We start from the raw sequence: 16,123 nt of genomic DNA on the forward strand, positions 1-16,123 counted from the left end.
GTCGCCCCAGCCGCAGTCGATGCAGGATGTGTGCCAATTTGTAAATACGAAAAGAACCGACAGACAGCGTGTGCGAAGCGGGGCGGACAAGATCGATTTAATCGGGCGTTTGCGGCCGGTGCGGTGGGTCCGATCGGCGTGGCCAATGCGCAGGCGTACTCGACGCGCGCCGGTTATGGCTTGAGCAACCGGGCCGCGCGTTCCGCGATGGCGGCGTGCGTCTGCGCCAGCCATTGCGCCGGGAACGGCTGGGCCAGCAGGTAGCCTTGCACAATGTGACATCCCCATTGGCGTACGAGGTCCAACTGGACCTGCGTCTCCACGCCCTTTACGCAGACCGCCGCGCCGTGCGCCGTGGCGAGCCTGCACGCAGCCTGCAAGGCGCTTGTCATGTCATGTTTCTGACGAGCATGGCCGAGGTTTCGGGCGTCGAGGGTCACCAGATCGGGTTCGACCAGTAGCAGCGCGCGACGGCTTTCCTCGTCGTCGGTGAAATCGTTTAGCGCGATGCGCACGCCGGCTTCACGAAGTTGTGCGGCTTTCGCGGAGGTTTCGGGAGAATCCGGGACGCTGCCAACGGGCACCTCGATGCAGATCTGACCCGGCGAGATGCCGTGGGCCTCGATGGCGCCGCGCAACATCGCGATGGCCTCGTCCGACTGCAGTTGTGAATCGGACACCAGGAGCGTGAACGTCATGCCCCGGACGCACTTCGTTTCGCGAACAAGTTGCAACAACTGCTGCAACGTCCAGCGGCCAATTTCGCTCATCAGGCCGATGGCGTCGGCAGCGGGCAGGAAATCCTGCGGCGCGACGCGACCCAGCACGGGATGCTGCCAGCGCAGCCGTACCGTGTAGCCGGTGATTGCGCCGGTGGAAAACGTGGCCCGAGGCTGCAGTTGCAGACTCAGTTCACCGCGTTCGATTGCGCCGGGCAGTGCGCTCAGCAAGGCGGCAAGCCGCGGTGCGGCAGGGCGCTGGGCCGAGCCGATGCCGTCGCCGCCGCGCCGGTTCACTTGCAGCATGGCGTCGAATGCTTGCTGTAGATGGCGTTCGGTGCCGGCATCGGGATGATCGATGGCGACGCCGATGCTGCACGAGAGAAATAGCTCGAAGCCATCGACCTGATAGGGTCGATTCAAAGCCTCGGCAATGGTCCGGCTCAGCGCATCGGGGTTTTCGACGTTGTCTGGCAATACGCAAGCAAGGCCGAGGTCCGCAGGTCCGAGCCATTGCATGACAACCGGCATCGCGGCGAGGCCGGCGACGCGCGACTTTACCTGTGCGCGGAGCAAATGTGCGCGATGTAGACCGATGGTGGCGCAGGCGTGCGCAAAGCGGTCCAGCCGCACCACCAGCACGGCCAGCGAATGCGCTGCGCCAAAGTGCGCGCGGTGTTCTTCCAGCGCGGCAAGGAACGCGGCCGGCTGAACCTCGGCGATTCGCCGATCGTCAAGTGACCCTTCGCCGGCCTCGTCAGCTGGCGCGTCGTTGTTTGTTCGATCCATCTAGACTCATGCTGGCAGCGAGGTCATCTCTGCAATGGCCACCGGCGATTCCCCGATATCCGGACTGCACCCCGTATTGGCTGCGCTTCGCGCGCCTATTTTTAAGCGTCTACGTAGTATTGCGGAACCCCTACGCGACATAGCCGGGATCATACGGCAGCAGCGGGGAAATTCGGATAACGACGATGTCGACGTGGCGCGCGCGTCGCACAGGTGTTTGATTTGGCGCAATGTTGCGAGTGTTGCTGGCCTTGTCGTCTTGACCAGTTGACCCGAATGGCGATAGGGCCTGCGAAATGCACGCTGTAAATGCGACAAGCGGGACAACTGCGGCGTCGGAGGTCTTGGATACCTTAGCGACAAGCAGCGCGGCTTGAGGGATCGCCTGCGACGGCTGTCGCAGTGCAAAAAAAATGGGCGCTCGATGCGCCCATTGGTTGTTGTTTCCCGCATGCGGGAATCGATCGTTGGCGAGATCAGCCAGTCGTTTCGGGTTCCGGACCGTCCTCGGGAGGGATGCGCGAAGCCAGCACCTTGTCGATGCGTTTGCCGTCCATGTCGATGATTTCGAACTTCCAGTCGGCCCACTGCACGGAGTCGGCAGTTTGCGGCAGGCGTCCCAGCAACAGCAGCAGCATGCCGGACAGCGTGTGATAACGCTCCTTGTCTTCCTCGGGAACCGAGCGCAGGCCGATGCGATCCTTGAGTTCCGGGATCGGAATCAGGCCGTCCAGCAGCCACGAACCGTCGTCGCGCTGCACCGCCCATTCCTCGCCCGCCGTTTCGGTCTTGAATTCGCCGGTAATTGCCTCGATCAAATCCTGCAGCGTGACCAGACCCAATACTTCGCCGTACTCGTCGATTACGAAAGCGATCTGCCCGCCCGAAGAGCGGAAGTTTTCGAGCAGCTCCATGCCGGTAACGCTTTCCGGCACAAATACCGCGGCCTGCAGCACAGCGGTCAGGTCGGCCTTTTCGCCGCGCAGGCGACGCGCCAGCAGCTGGCGTGCGCTGACGACGCCCAGGATGTCGTGCATGCCGCCGCGCACCACCGGAAAGCGCGAGTGATCGGATTCTTCGATGCGACGGATGTTCTCTTCTTCGGTCGCCTCGACATCGAGATAGACCACGTCACCGCGCGGCACCATCAGCGACGCCAACTGGCGGTCGTCCAGGCGGAATACGTTGCGCACCATCGTGTGCTCGTGGCGCTCGATCACGCCGGCTTCCGAACCCTCCACCAGAAGCGCGTGGATTTCTTCCTCGGTGACGGCGGGGCCCCGGTCGGTCTTGACGCCCAATAAGCGCAGCACCAGTTGCGTGGAGCCGGACAGCAGCTTGACGAACGGCTTGGACGCGACGGAAAGAAACGAGATGGGGCGCGCAGCCAGGCGTGCGATGGCCTCGGGCGCCATCTGGCCCAGGCGCTTGGGCACGAGTTCGCCCAGCACGATCGAGAAGTAGGTCAGGCCCGCCACAACGATGGCGGTGGCCGCGTAGCCGGCCGTGGTCGCCGGCAGGCCTGCCACGCCCTGCAGCCAGATGGCGAGCGGCGTGGCGAGCGTGGATTCGCCAACCACGCCATTCAGTACGCCGATCGATGTGATGCCGATCTGTACGGTGGACAGAAATCGGGTGGGATCTTCTCCAAGCTTCACGGCCGCCATGGCGCCGCGGTCGCCTTCGTCGATATAGCGCTGCAATCTGGCCTTGCGGGCCGTGACGAGCGCGATTTCGGACATGGCGAACAGGCCGTTGAGCAAAATGAGCGCCAAGAGTATGGCTATTTCCATCAGGGTGCGCGCCCTGTGCGCGCGGGAATTGAAAAATCAGAGCATACCATTCGCACCTTGCACCGCTGTGTCGTAGTGGCGTGCAAAGCACCTAAACACAGCAATATTCATGCCGTCCGTGGGGCCACTGCGGCAATGCCGGGCGATGTCCCCCGGACGGAGCCGGGCATGGCAAGCAATCCATCGCCAAGGTTAATCGCTGCTCCCGCACCGCCGCCATGCGAATTGTCTGAAAGGCGCGTGCCGCGTCCAACTCTGGCTTGTCGCTGAATTGCGCCAATTACGTTGCAGGTAGTCGCGCAGCATTACAGCCCGTGCTGTAATGCCAGCCATGGAAACGCTCACGCCCGGTTCTGAAACCGCTCTCGATTTTCCTGGACTCTTGCGCTACTGGCGCGGCAAGCGCGGCTATAGCCAACTGGCGCTGTCGCTGGCCGCGGGTGTTTCGCAACGGCATATCAGTTTTCTCGAGTCTGGTCGTGCGCGGCCGAGCCGCGAAATGGTGGTAGCGCTGGCCGATCGGCTTGGCGTGCCGCTGCGGCAACGCAATGCGCTGCTGCTGGCCAGCGGCTACGCGCCGGCATACAGCGAGCACACGCTGGCATCGCCGCCGATGCAGATGGTGCGTCATGCGATCGCGCTGATCCTGTCCAAGCAGGAGCCCTATCCGGCGGTTGTGCTCGATCGATTCTGGAACCTGATCGACGCCAATCAGGCGTACCGCCGCATGCTCGACAAGCTGCTCGCGGGGCGCGCGCCAACCACGCTGGACGATGCGCACGGGCGCATCAACCTGATGCTGGCGGTATTCGATCCCAACGGGCTGTGGCCGGTGATCGAGAACGCGCGCCAGGTGGGGCGCTACCTGTTGCGGCGTGTCTGGCAGGAACTGCAGGTGCAGGCGCATGATCAGGCCGCGCGCGAGATATTCCGGCGCATCGCGGCCTGGCATCCCGATATGGTCGGGCCGGGCGGCGTGCTGCTGGCCGACGACGATGCGCAGGAGAGTTCGCCCGGACCGCTATTGCCAGTGGTGGTGCACGCCGGGGATTTTCGTGCGTCGCTGTTTTCCACGCTGACCACGCTCGGCAATCCGCGGGACGTGACGCTGCAGGAAATACGCATCGAGTGTTTCTTTCCCGCCGACGATGCCACGCGGCAGGTGTTCGAAGCGCTTGCGAAGGCGCCATCCCCACCGGCGCCCGCCGCCGCGTCCGCCGCCTAGCGTCGTACTTCCGCCAGAAAAGCACACTCGTGCTAACATCACCCCGCCGCCGTGGCCGTCACGCCGCAGCGGCGTCGTTACGTCTTCAGGGCGGGGTGAAAGTCCCCACCGGCGGTATGTGGCAGGTGTCGAAAGATGCGTAGCCACGAGCCCGCGAGCGCCCGCATTCCCGTGCGGGGTCAGCAGATCTGGTGAGATGCCAGGGCCGACGGTCATAGTCCGGATGAAAGAAGATGGGCGAAATTCGCATGCATTCACGTACGCTCGCGGCCATGGTCGCGCGGCGTGCTGTTGTGTCTTGCGCGTTTTGCTGATCGTTCCCCTGAAACGCCCATGGAAACATTACTGCACGGAGCGTTTCACCAATGCTGACTCTTACCCAAACTTCCCCGTCCAATCTGTCGGAACTGCCTGGCGATAGCGTTGCCGCGTCCGATGCCGATGCGCGTCCGCTTGGCGAACGCATCGCGCAGGCGCTCGATGCCATGCGCGAAGGGCGGCCCGTTGTGTTGCTCGACGACGATGACCGCGAAAACGAAGCGGACCTGATTCTTGCGGCCGAATGCCTGACGCAGGCCAATATGGCGATGATGATCCGCGAATGCAGCGGCATCGTATGCCTGTGCCTGACCGCCGAAAAGGTGCGCCAGCTGGGCCTGCGCCCGATGGTCGAGAACAATCGCAGTCAGTACGGCACGGCGTTTACGGTGTCGATCGAGGCGCGCGAGGGCGTGAGCACCGGCGTCAGCGCGGCGGACCGCATCACCACGATTCGCGCCGCCATCGCCGACGATGCCGGCACCGATGCCGTGGTCAGTCCGGGCCATGTGTTTCCGCTGGTGGCCGTGGACGGTGGCGTGCTGCAACGCCGCGGGCATACCGAGGGCTCGGTCGAACTGGCCCGCATGGCGGGACTGGCGCCAGCGGCTGTGCTGTGCGAACTGATGAATCCCGACGGCACCATGGCGCGCCGCGCGGAAGCGCTGGCCTTTGCGCAGATGTATCAACTGCCGGTGCTGACGATTGCCGATCTGGTCGCCTGGCGCGAAATCCACGGTTGACGGGGCAGGGCGCGCGCCGCCCGCCGCGCGCCAGATCGCCTTCGAACCGCATCGGCCATGCTCGTTGAGGACAATTGTTCATCGCCTATCGTGCTGCGATGCGCCCATGCTGTGCGAAAATGCCGGGGCCTTTTTTCCCGTCCTTATGAGGGTTTCCCGATGTTTTTTCGCATTTTCTCGCGCGTGACGCTGCTTGTTGGCGCGTGTTTCAGTCTTGCCGCGCAGGCCGAATCGAATGGTGTGGCGCCTCTCAACAACGTCCCTGTGCGGCCAGCCGCGGCGAGCGCGCTGTATCAATGCCAGGGCGCCGCGGGCGGCACGGTGTTTCGTGCGTCGCCGCGCGATGGCTGCACGATGGTGGCTTCCGCCGACCCCGCGCCCCCGGATCCCCAGCGCTGGCTGCCGCTGATGGGCACCAACGGCATGATTTCCTATCTGGACCAGACGTCGATCCGCCGACGCGGTGTCGAGGTCGGCGTGGCATTGGTGCATAACGTGCCGCCTGGCGTGATCAAGACCACCAGCGGCGACACCATTCGCTCCTCTTTGAAGCGGATGGTGCTGAACTGTGCCACGTCGATGTACGCCGTGATCGAACAGACGCTGTACAGGAAGCGCTACGCGCGCGGCATTCGCTTTATACGATGCGCGGTCCCCAGTCCGGCATGCCACAGCCGGCGGCCTCCGGCACGCTGGCGGGCGATCTGGTCGCTCGCCTGTGCCGCTAGGCGCTCCGTTGCGCCGGTAAATCGGATCCGCGTCCCGGGCCTGATTTACCGGACGCGGCCGGAAATGCAGCCGGCAATCGCGGCGTTTGTCAGCCGTCAGTCCGCCACGTGGCGTGCTTTCCAGGTGCCGTCCGACTGCTTGCAGAACCAGCCCGACCACGCTTCGGTGGCGCTGCCGCGCTGCAATTCCGATTTCAAACGTCGGCAGGTCTGGCCGTTGTCGGTCTTGGTGGCGACGGGGCTGATCGTGCCATCCACGGCCTGACGCCGACCCTCGGCGGGGTAGTGCCATTCCACCACCTTGTTGTCCTCAGTGTCCTTGAGCGCAGTGCGCACGGCCTTCTGCAGCGACGCCGCTTCCTTCTGCGTCAGCGTGCCGACGATGCTGCCGGACAGGTAGTTCTCGAAATAGGCGAGCGCGGGCTGGGCGGAGCCGATAAGCAGTGCGAGGCCGACACCGGCGGCGACGGCGGGGCGGAATTGGCGCAGAACGGGCATGGCGGTTCCTTGTTGGTGAAAAGCCTTGATGCCGCCGATTGTAATCTCGGGATGTCGGCTTAGGCGCATTGCGATGCACAAAGTCGGGGGCGCGCAGTGCGGCGGACCGGTCCGCAAGGCGTCGATCTCGTCAAATATTGCCCGTGCCGATAGCGCCCATGGCATACGCGCACATGGCCTATGCTTGTCTTGCGCCCGCAAACCCACGCCGGATGCGGCTTTCAGCCCACCGGTGAGACATTTTGTTTCAAACGTTGCGGCACCGAAACGTGACTTTTAAGGCGCGGATTGATAAGGTTCGGCAATCGCAATGCAACAATCGCGACAAGCTCCATGCATCGTTTTTCCTCCAGGTTTGAGCACGCTTTCGACATCGTCACCGTCGTGTTACTGCCTGGTCCGTCTTTTGCTCCGGCCATCAGTTGAAATTTTCCGACGCACTCCGGGCGGCACGCTCCGTCCGGTGGCCTGATTTCCCACCAACCCTGCTATCGGCTTTCATGTCCGCTCACCCGACATCGCTCCATTCCGCCCATCGTCCGACCGCCGCGCCCGCGCGCCGATACGTCGGCAGGATGCCCGGGCTGGGACGATGGTTAAGTGGTGGCGTGCTGGCCGTGATGGCGCTTTCCGCGCATGCGTTCGACTTCGAAACGGTGGCGGCGCGTGCGCGGCAGTTGTCGGGCTCGCCGTACAAGCCGGTCAAGGCGCAGGAGTTGCCGCGCGAGTTGAAGGACCTGTCGTACGAGCGGTATCGCGAGATCGAATACAAGCCTGAGCGCTTTGCCTGGCGCGGCGCTCGCCTGCCGTTCGAGATCTCGTTCTTCCACGAAGGCATGGTGTTCGACCAGCCCGTCAGGATCAACGAGGTGGTCAACAACAGCGTGCGCGAATTCCGCTTCGATCCGGCGGCATTCAACTATGGATCGCACAAGGTGGACGCGGCCAAGCTCAAGGGGCTGGGATTTGCCGGCTTCCGGTTGATGTATCCGCTCAACCAGGGCAAGCGCAAGGATGAACTGGCGTCGTTCCTCGGCGCGAGCTATTTCCGCGCGGTCGGCAAGGACCAGTGGTATGGCCTGTCGGCGCGCGGTCTCGCGGTCGATACCGCGCTGAATTCGGGCGAGGAATTTCCACGCTTCGTCGAATACTGGATCGAACGTCCCGGCCCCAACGACAAGCAACTGACGATCTACGCGCTGATGGACTCGCGCCGCATGAGTGGCGCGTATCGCTTCATCATCAAGCCCGGCAACGAGACCGTGATGGAAGTGAAGTCGCGGCTGTTCCTGCGCGAGAACGTGACCAAGCTGGGTCTGGCGCCGCTCACCAGCATGTATCTGTTCGGCGAGAACCAGCCGTCCCAGACGGCGGACTTCCGTCCCGAAGTGCATGACTCCGACGGCCTGTCGGTGCAGCTCGGCACCGGGGAGTGGATCTGGCGACCGCTGGTCAATCCGAAGCGCCTGCTGGTGACGTCGTTCGGCGCCACCAATCCGCAGGGTTACGGGCTGATGCAGCGCGACCGCAGCTTCGACAATTACCAGGAAATCGGCGCGTGGTACGAGCGCAGGCCGAGCGCGTGGGTCGAGCCCAGGGGCAATTGGGGATCGGGCCGCGTGGAGCTGGTGCAGATTCCGACGCCCGATGAGACCAACGACAACGTGGTGGCTTTCTGGGTGCCCGACAACCCGCCCAAGCCCAAGCAGGCGTTCGACTACGAATACCGGCTGAAATGGCAGAAGGACGGCGAGAACCTGCCGCCGCTGTCGTGGGTCACGCAGACGCGCCGCGGACAAGGCATGACGCGCAAGCAGGACGACACCAGTTTTTCGCTGGTGGTGGACTTCGAAGGACCGGCGTTCAAGCGGCTGCCCGAAGAGGTGCGGCTGGATCCGGTGGTTTCGGCGGACGCCAATGGCGAAGTGCTCAAGACAACGGTCCAGCGCAATGAGGCCACGGGTGGCTGGCGCATGACGATGTTCATGCGGCGCAAGGACGAGAACAAGCCGGTTGAGTTGCGCGGCTATCTTCGCAACGGCAATACAACGCTATCCGAGACATGGAGCTACATCTTACCCCCCGGCTAAAGCAGCGCCCGGCCCAGGCGGCGGCAGCATGCGAGCGATATGTCGATCGGCTGCCGGCTTCGCCCGAACTGCGTAGCGAGTTGCTGGCCGATACCCCGAAGTCGCTGATGTCGAGCGTCCCGACCGAAGGGATCGAGGTGCCATCGGCCATGATTGAATTGCAGACGCGCCTGGCTGGGCGCGATCCGAAGGACAAGGACGCGAACGCTTTGAACCAAGGCAACGCGCCGGGCGGCGCCACATACGCATCGGTCGGACGCCGCTTCACGATGGCCTACGGCAATCCGCAGGTCGACGGCAAGCCGTTGCTGCAACGGCGCGACGACGGCACCGTGCATGTCGCCACCGGTCCCGAGCCGCAGCGCGCGTCGATGGTGCCGCGGCAATGGCCGCCGCACATCATCTGGGGCGGTCTGCGCAACGCGTGGCGCCGCATGCTCGGCCGCCCGCCGGTGCCCGAAACCTGGGATACGCTGCACGACGGCCCCGATGCCGAAGGCAAATGGCATCCGGCCGGCTCGCATCGCCGCTGGTTCCTGCTTGCGCTGGTAGTCGTCCAAACCATCATGGCCACCTATTTCATGGCCAAGGTGCTGCCCTATCACGGCGCCGATCCGCTCGAAGCGGCCATTCTTGCGCTGTTCGCCATCCTGTTCGCGTGGGTGTCCGCGGGGTTCTGGACGGCGATGATGGGATTCCTTGTGCTGCTAAAGGGCGGCGACCGGCATTTGATATCGCGCACCGCAGCCAGCGATGCGCCGATCCCCGCCGACGCGCGCACCGCAGTCATCATGCCGATCTGCAACGAGGACGTGACGCGCGTGTTTGCCGGATTGCGCGCGACGTACGAATCGCTGGAGCGCACGGGCGAACTGCAGCATTTCGATTTCTTCGTGTTGTCCGATAGCGGCAATCCCGACCTGCGCACCGCCGAACACGATGCGTGGATGGAGATCTGCCGCGCAGTGGGCGGGTTCGGCCGGATCTTCTATCGCTGGCGCCGCCACCGCGTGAAGCGCAAGACCGGCAACGTCGCGGACTTCTGCCGCCGCTGGGGCAGCAAGTATCGCTACATGATCGTGCTCGATGCGGACAGCGTCATGAGCGGCGAGTGCCTGGCCACGCTCACCCGGCTGATGGAAGCGAATCCCGGCGCCGGCATCATCCAGACCGCGCCGCTGGCAGTGGGGCGCGACACGCTTTACGCCCGCGTGCAGCAGTTCTCGACGCGCGTCTACGGGCCGCTGTTCACCGCGGGCCTGCACTATTGGCAACTGGGCGAATCGCACTACTGGGGCCACAACGCCATCATCCGCGTGAAGCCTTTCATGGAGCACTGCGGGCTGGCGCCATTGCCGGGCAAGGGGCCGTTGTCCGGCGAGATCCTCTCGCATGACTTCGTCGAAGCGGCCATGATGCGCCGCGCGGGCTGGGGCGTGTGGATCGCCTATGATCTGCCGGGCTCGTTCGAAGAACTGCCGCCGAACCTGCTCGACGAAGTCAAGCGCGACCGGCGCTGGTGCCAGGGCAACCTGATGAACTTCCGGCTGTGGATGAAGCAAGGGTTCCACGCGGTGCACCGCGCGGTGTTCCTCACCGGCATCATGGCCTATGTGTCGGCGCCGCTGTGGTTCCTGTTCCTGCTGCTGTCGACGGCCGCGCTGGCCAAGCACGCGCTGGTGCCGCCCGAGTATTTCACCAAGCCCTACCAGCTGTTTCCGACGTGGCCGGAATGGCATCCGGAAAAGGCGCTTGCGCTGTTCTCGGCCACGGCCACCCTGCTGTTTCTGCCAAAGCTGGCCAGCGTGATCCTGCTGCTCAGGGATGCCAGGCAGTACGGCGGTGTGGTCCGCCTGTTCCTCAGCATGTTGATCGAGATGACGTTCTCGGCGTTGCTCGCGCCCACGCGCATGCTGTTCCACACCAAGTTCGTGATTGCCGCGTACAGCGGCTGGGGCATCTCGTGGAAGTCGCCCCCGCGCGAAGACGCGGAGACCACCTGGGGCGAAGCGTTCCGTCGCCATGGCTGGCACACGGTGCTGGGTCTGGTGTGGGGCGCTGGCGTGTACTGGCTCAGCCCGGGTTTCATCTGGTGGCTGCTGCCAATCGTCGGTTCGCTGGCGCTATCGATTCCGCTTTCGGTGATGCTGTCGCGCGTGTCGCTGGGACGCGCCGCACGCCGAGCCGGCCTGTTCATGATTCCCGAAGAATCGGTCGTGCCGCGAGAAATCGTCGAGACGCAGCAGCATGTGGAGAGCGCGCAGGAGCCGCCGAAGTTTGTCGATGCAGTGGTCGACCCAGTAGCCAATGCGCTGATGTGCGCCACTGCCAGCGCGCGCACGATCCAGCCGCAGACCGCGCGCATGCAGCACGCGTCGCTGGTGCAGCACGCGCTGACCAACGGCCCGAACTCGCTGTCCGCAGCGCAGAAACACATCCTGCTTGGCGATCCGTTTGCCTTGTCGAAGCTACACGAACTGGTCTGGGGTTCGCCGCTGGCCGATGCGGCGTGGAAGGAGACACGGGTGCTGATGCGCCGCGCGCCCAACGTGTTGCCATTGCGACCACGCGCGGCATAAGCGCGCAGGGGCGCTTTCAGAGAAAAGGCAAGCCGGGTGCTTGCCTTTTTTATTGGGCGCGACTATCCGGAAGCCGTTGGCATAAGAACCGCAAAGTTTTAAACGACTCGGCGATTTATCGCAGTGCCGATACGCAGATCGGCGCGTTGATATAGACGTCGCCGACGCGGCGTTCGCCACGGTCGTTGCGGGTCATATATCGGAACATCATGCTCACGCCAAGCTTGGTGAGAATTTCGACGTCGCGATTGGCGCAGATGTTGCGCTGGAGCGGCGCAGCATAGCTGACCTCGAAGCTGGCCAGATCGAGCATCGGTCCGCGATAGTTGGTCAGTTCGAGCTGGAACAGGACGTGTTTGCCGGGGATCGACTGGCAACGCCGCAGACGCGTTTCGCCATCGATTTCCATGGGCAGCGCATCGTTGAGCTGACGGCAGGCGCGCGCCAGCACGCTGTCTGGCCGATTGGTATTGCGCAGCAGTTCGGGGACGCCGGCGCCGCCGGTGTTCTGGCCGGTGGCGGCGCCCTTGAGCATGCGCGGCAGTGCTTCGGCTTCGTCGACCACCACGGGCGCGGGCGACGGTGCGGATGCCACAGCGGGCGGCCTGCCCGGCGCGGCCCTTGCGGGCAGCGACGGCAAGGCTGCAAGGGCAACCAGGCTCAGCGTAGCGATAAACGGCTTGGGTCGTATGGTCATGCGGGATAACGGTGCCGGGGACGGTCCCGTGATGATCCGTCGCCCGCGATGCGTCTGACTCCGTGGACTGGATGACATCCGTCCCGACAGGCACGCATTGTACCCTCCACCCCGCTGCACGTGAAAGCCACGCCACCCAAGTTGCCGCGCGTGCAGACGCTGTGCAGCGGATTTTCCACGCTACTTCGGACGACTTGACGGGCGCGCCGCAACGCGCTGGCGTGCTATGCAACAATTGCGTCTTGCCTTTTGCGGATTCCCCCCATGACGTCCTCGACAAGCTCGCCTTCCAGTGCGCGCTTTCCCCTCTGGCTGCTGATCTGCGCGTCGCTGACCGCTATCGCGCCGCTTTCGATCGACATGTATCTGCCCAGCTTTCCAGCGCTGGCTGCCGATCTGCATACAGATATCGGCCAGGTACAGCTCACGCTGGGCACGTTCCTGGTGGGACTGGCAATCGGTCAGGCTTTTTACGGGCCGATCAGCGATCGCTTTGGCCGCAAGGCGCCGCTCTATATCGGACTGGCACTCTACGGACTGGCAGCGGCCGGATGTGCCATGGCGACGAGCGTCGAATCGCTGATGCTGTGGCGTTTTCTGCAGGCGCTGGGCGGGTGCACCGGGCTGGTCGTGTCGCGCGCGGTGATACGCGACAGGCTCGAGGCGCGTGAATCCGCGCGTGCGTTTTCGTCGCTGATGCTGGTGATGGGCCTGGCGCCGATCCTCGCTCCGCTGATTGGCGGCGCGGTGCTGGCGGCCAGCGGATGGCGCGCCATCTTCTGGATTCATGCCGGCGCGGCGGTGCTGCTGCTGTGGCTGGTGCATGCACGCATGGAAGAATCGCTCGATCCGCAGCGACGCCGCACCCTGCATCCGGGTACGGTGCTGCGCAGCTATTGGGAGCTGCTGCGCGATCGTGAATTCCTCGGCTATTCGCTGGCGGCGGGATGCGTGCAGGGTGGCATGTTTGCCTACATCGCAGGCTCGCCGTTCGTGCTGATCGAACTGCATGGCATCGATCCCTCCCACTACGGCTTCGTTTTCGGCGCCAACGCGTTTGGCCTGATCGCAATGTCGCAGGTCAACGCGCGGCTGGTGCGGGCGCGCGCGCTCGATGACGTGCTGCGCCACGCGTTGTTTGCACCATGCCTGGCGGGCCTGGTGCTGGCGGCCACCGCACTGGCGGGCGTGGCATCGTTACCGGTGCTGCTGCTCTGCTTCTTCGTATTCCTTGCCGGACTCGGCTGCATCACGCCCAATGCGTCGGCACTCGCGCTGGCGCACCAGAGTCATCGCGCCGGCACGGCTTCGGCGCTGATGGGCACGTTGCAGTTCGGCTTCGGCACTCTGGCCGGTGCGGCAGTGAGCCTGTGGCACGACGGCACGGCGTTGCCGCTGGCCGTGGTCATGGCGATCTGCGGCAGCGGCGCGGTGCTGTTGCGCCTCTATGGCCGGGCCGGCGTACACAGGCCCCGTCCTGCCGCATAGGTCCATGGCACATCGGCCGGTATGCACGTCAGGCACGGCGCGTCGCATGCGTTGCGCCGCGCCGGCTCTTCGTTGCTTATCCCGTCCGTTATGCCGTCCGTTATGTCGTCCCGTATGCCATCACGCGGCCTGGTTGGCGGGCTCGACAGGCGCGATCGACACGGCAGGCGCGCTTTGCATGACCACCAGTTGCGCGGGCATCGGCGCGGCAAATCCGGCCTGGCCGAAGCTGTCGCGAATGGTGCGATTGGTATCGAAATACACCTGCCAGTAGTGGTCGTTGTGGCAATGCGGCCGCACGGCCAGCACCGGGCCCACCAGCGTAAATTCCAGGATCTCCACGTCGACCGGCGGATCGCTTAGCACGTTGGGGATCGCGGCGATTTTTTCCTTGAGCAGCGCAATCGCGGCCATCGCGTCCGTGGTGCCGGCGAGTTGGGCTTTCAGTTCGACGCGGCGATACGAATTGGCGCTGAAGTTCTGGATGGTGTCGCTGAAGATCTTGTTGTTGCCGATCACGGTCATGACATTGTCAGGCGTGTCGATCGAGGTCGAGAACAAACCGATTTCTCGCACCGTGCCTGTGATGCCGCCAATGGTCACGAAGTCGCCGACCTTGAACGGACGCAACACCACCAGGAATGCACCGGCCGCGAAGTTGGCCATCAGGCCGGACCACGCCATGCCGATCGCCACGCCCGCCGCGGCAATCAGTGCGGCGAAGGTGGTGGTCTGGATGCCGAAGTATCCGAGGATGCCGATCACCAGCACGACATTGAGCGTGACCGTCACGATCGAGCCGACATAGCGCAGCAGCGTGGGATCGACGCTTTGCCTCGACAGCGATTTCTGGACCAGACGGACCACGAAATGGATCAGCCATCGGCCCACGACCCAGAACGCCAGGGCCGCCAGGACCTTTATGCCGAATACGGTGGCGTAGCCGTAGATGACATCGCGAATGCTTTGCAGTGAGGTGGTATCCATGGGACACGCTCCTGTGATGAACGGGCAGGGAAGAATCACGGACAGCGAAAGAGCAAACGCTGCTGATAATGTCAGGATCGCGAGACACGCGTGTGTCGGCGTTTCGGAACGGGCAAGGGCATTATTGGGCGCGTCGCCATGAAACTTCAAGGCAATCTTTGTGAATGGAAAGCAAAACGGCCGGACTCATGTCCAGCCGTTTTTCCTTGACGATCACCGTGTCCCTGGCGCGTGGCGCGCCATGCGGTTACCAGTTGGTTTCGCGCTCCGCGGTGGCGGAAATGCGGTGCAGCGTCAGGTCCGCGCCGTTGAACTCCTCTTCCGGATCCAACCGGATTCCCACCAGCTTCTTGAGCGCCCCGTAGACCACGGCGCCGCCCGCCAGTGCAATGACCACGCCCATGAGTGTGCCGATCAATTGCGCCAGCAACGATACGCCGCCAATGCCGCCCAGCGCCTTCGCGCCAAAAATGCCGGCGGCGATACCGCCCCACGCGCCGCACAGGCCGTGCAGCGGCCAGACGCCCAGCACGTCATCGATGCGCCATTTATTTTGTGCAAGCGTGAACATGTAGACGAACAGCACGCCGGCCACGGCGCCTGTGATCAATGCGCCCAGCGGGTGCATCAGGTCCGAGCCGGCACATACGGCCACCAGCCCGGCCAGCGGGCCGTTGTACGCAAAGCCGGGGTCATTGCGCCCCACGGCCCATGCCGCCAGCGTGCCGCCGACCATCGCCATCAGTGAATTGATCGCCACCAACCCGCTGATCTTGTCGATGGTCTGCGCGCTCATCACGTTGAAGCCGAACCAACCGACCGCCAGCACCCAGGCGCCGAGCGCGAGGAACGGGATATTCGACGGCGGATGTGCGCTGATGCGGCCATCCTTCTGATAACGCCCGCGCCGCGCACCGAGCAGCAACACCGCAGGCAGCGCGATCCAGCCGCCGACCGCATGCACTACGACCGAACCGGCAAAATCATGGAACGGTGCGCCTGCCACGGCGCTGATCCAGTCCTGAATGCCGAAGCGATTGTTCCAGGCGATGCCTTCGAAAAACGGATAGATAAAGCCCACTAGAACAAAGGTGGCAATCAGCTGTGGGTTGAAACGCGAGCGTTCGGCGATGCCGCCTGAAATGATGGCGGGAATGGCCGCCGCAAACGTAGCCAAAAAGAAGAACTTGACCAGTTCATGGCCGTTCTTTTGCGCCAGCGTTTCGGCGCCGGCAAAGAATTGCACGCCGTACGCCACGGTATAGCCGATAAAGAAATACGCCAGCGTCGATACCGCAAAATCGACCAGGATTTTCACGAGCGCATTTACCTGGTTTTTCTTGCGCACGGTACCCAGTTCTAGAAAGGCGAACCCTGCGTGCATCGCCAGCACCATGATTGCGCCGAGCAGGATGAACAAGGCATCCGTGCCAGTCTTCAAGTTGTCCATTGTGATCTCATGCTCAAAA

The 16,123-nt window shown here is 63.8% G+C and carries 13 protein-coding genes, 1 pseudogene and 1 riboswitch; of the genes and pseudogenes, 6 read left to right on the top strand and 8 right to left on the bottom strand.

The genetic code is table 11. From position 1 onward, the window contains the following. Window positions 1-173 precede the first annotated feature (173 nt). Entirely contained in the window at window positions 174-1,508 is a 1,335-nt protein-coding gene (locus F7R19_RS11150) for a GGDEF domain-containing phosphodiesterase (RefSeq protein ID WP_150980556.1), read from the bottom strand. A gap of 476 nt (window positions 1,509-1,984) precedes the next feature. After that, window positions 1,985-3,301: a hemolysin family protein gene (locus tag F7R19_RS11155; protein WP_061956644.1), complete on the bottom strand. Its 1,317-nt coding sequence runs from the start codon at window positions 3,299-3,301 to the stop codon at window positions 1,985-1,987. Between the two features lie 331 nt (window positions 3,302-3,632). Between F7R19_RS11155 and F7R19_RS11160 the strand changes: the two genes are divergently transcribed. Together F7R19_RS11160 and ribB are read left to right on the top strand one after the other, a co-directional pair. Continuing rightward, window positions 3,633-4,526: a helix-turn-helix domain-containing protein gene (locus F7R19_RS11160; RefSeq protein WP_150980557.1), complete on the top strand. Its 894-nt coding sequence runs from the start codon at window positions 3,633-3,635 to the stop codon at window positions 4,524-4,526. 77 nt (window positions 4,527-4,603) lie between these two features. Next, window positions 4,604-4,765, top strand: a riboswitch (FMN riboswitch). A gap of 126 nt (window positions 4,766-4,891) precedes the next feature. Beyond that, window positions 4,892-5,587: a 3,4-dihydroxy-2-butanone-4-phosphate synthase gene (gene ribB, locus F7R19_RS11165; RefSeq protein WP_150980560.1), complete on the top strand. Its 696-nt coding sequence runs from the start codon at window positions 4,892-4,894 to the stop codon at window positions 5,585-5,587. 293 nt (window positions 5,588-5,880) lie between these two features. Here the strand turns inward: ribB and F7R19_RS30615 are convergent, their stop codons facing one another. Next, a complete protein-coding gene (locus F7R19_RS30615; RefSeq protein ID WP_407648947.1) occupies window positions 5,881-6,012 on the bottom strand; it encodes a hypothetical protein in 132 nt (43 codons plus the stop codon). On the opposite strand from F7R19_RS30615, the pseudogene F7R19_RS30620 reads away from it, so the two are divergent. Further along, window positions 6,011-6,247: pseudogene (locus F7R19_RS30620) on the top strand (surface-adhesin E family protein); the annotation flags it as partial. The gene F7R19_RS30615 and the pseudogene F7R19_RS30620 overlap by 2 nt on opposite strands. Window positions 6,248-6,411: 164 nt before the next feature. Here F7R19_RS30620 and F7R19_RS11175 read toward each other — a convergent pair. Together F7R19_RS11175 and F7R19_RS11180 are read right to left on the bottom strand one after the other, a co-directional pair. Further along, on the bottom strand, window positions 6,412-6,813 hold the full coding sequence (locus F7R19_RS11175) for an RT0821/Lpp0805 family surface protein (protein WP_061956734.1): 402 nt from the start codon (window positions 6,811-6,813) through the stop codon (window positions 6,412-6,414). 221 nt (window positions 6,814-7,034) lie between these two features. Next, a complete protein-coding gene (locus F7R19_RS11180; RefSeq protein ID WP_150980563.1) occupies window positions 7,035-7,232 on the bottom strand; it encodes a hypothetical protein in 198 nt (65 codons plus the stop codon). A 156-nt stretch (window positions 7,233-7,388) separates the two neighbouring features. Between F7R19_RS11180 and F7R19_RS11185 the strand changes: the two genes are divergently transcribed. Both F7R19_RS11185 and mdoH read left to right on the top strand, forming a co-directional pair. Next, a complete protein-coding gene (locus tag F7R19_RS11185) occupies window positions 7,389-8,903 on the top strand; it encodes a glucan biosynthesis protein G (protein ID WP_150980766.1) in 1,515 nt (504 codons plus the stop codon). Beyond that, on the top strand, window positions 8,876-11,482 hold the full coding sequence (mdoH, locus tag F7R19_RS11190) for a glucans biosynthesis glucosyltransferase MdoH (RefSeq protein WP_084003964.1): 2,607 nt from the start codon (window positions 8,876-8,878) through the stop codon (window positions 11,480-11,482). The genes F7R19_RS11185 and mdoH overlap by 28 nt, the downstream gene beginning before the upstream one ends. A 115-nt stretch (window positions 11,483-11,597) precedes the next feature. Here mdoH and F7R19_RS11195 read toward each other — a convergent pair whose 3' ends face one another. After that, window positions 11,598-12,179, bottom strand: a complete 582-nt coding sequence (locus F7R19_RS11195; RefSeq protein WP_150980567.1) for a hypothetical protein — start codon at window positions 12,177-12,179, stop codon at window positions 11,598-11,600. Window positions 12,180-12,443: 264 nt separating this feature from the next. Here F7R19_RS11195 and F7R19_RS11200 point away from each other — a divergent pair, with 264 nt between their 5' ends. Next, window positions 12,444-13,667 (top strand): Bcr/CflA family multidrug efflux MFS transporter, encoded by a 1,224-nt coding sequence (locus tag F7R19_RS11200; RefSeq protein ID WP_061956656.1) that lies wholly within the window; start codon window positions 12,444-12,446, stop codon window positions 13,665-13,667. A gap of 120 nt (window positions 13,668-13,787) precedes the next feature. On the opposite strand, the gene F7R19_RS11205 is transcribed toward F7R19_RS11200, so the two are convergent. Together F7R19_RS11205 and F7R19_RS11210 are read right to left on the bottom strand one after the other, a co-directional pair. Beyond that, window positions 13,788-14,654: a mechanosensitive ion channel family protein gene (locus tag F7R19_RS11205; RefSeq protein ID WP_061956658.1), complete on the bottom strand. Its 867-nt coding sequence runs from the start codon at window positions 14,652-14,654 to the stop codon at window positions 13,788-13,790. Window positions 14,655-14,901: 247 nt separating this feature from the next. Next, complete coding sequence (locus F7R19_RS11210) at window positions 14,902-16,104, bottom strand: ammonium transporter (RefSeq protein ID WP_061956660.1); 1,203 nt, start codon at window positions 16,102-16,104, stop codon at window positions 14,902-14,904. Between the last annotated feature and the right edge of the window lie 19 nt (window positions 16,105-16,123).

The sequence above is a fragment of the Cupriavidus pauculus genome (genome assembly GCF_008801835.1).
Lineage (GTDB): Bacteria > Pseudomonadota > Gammaproteobacteria > Burkholderiales > Burkholderiaceae > Cupriavidus > Cupriavidus pauculus.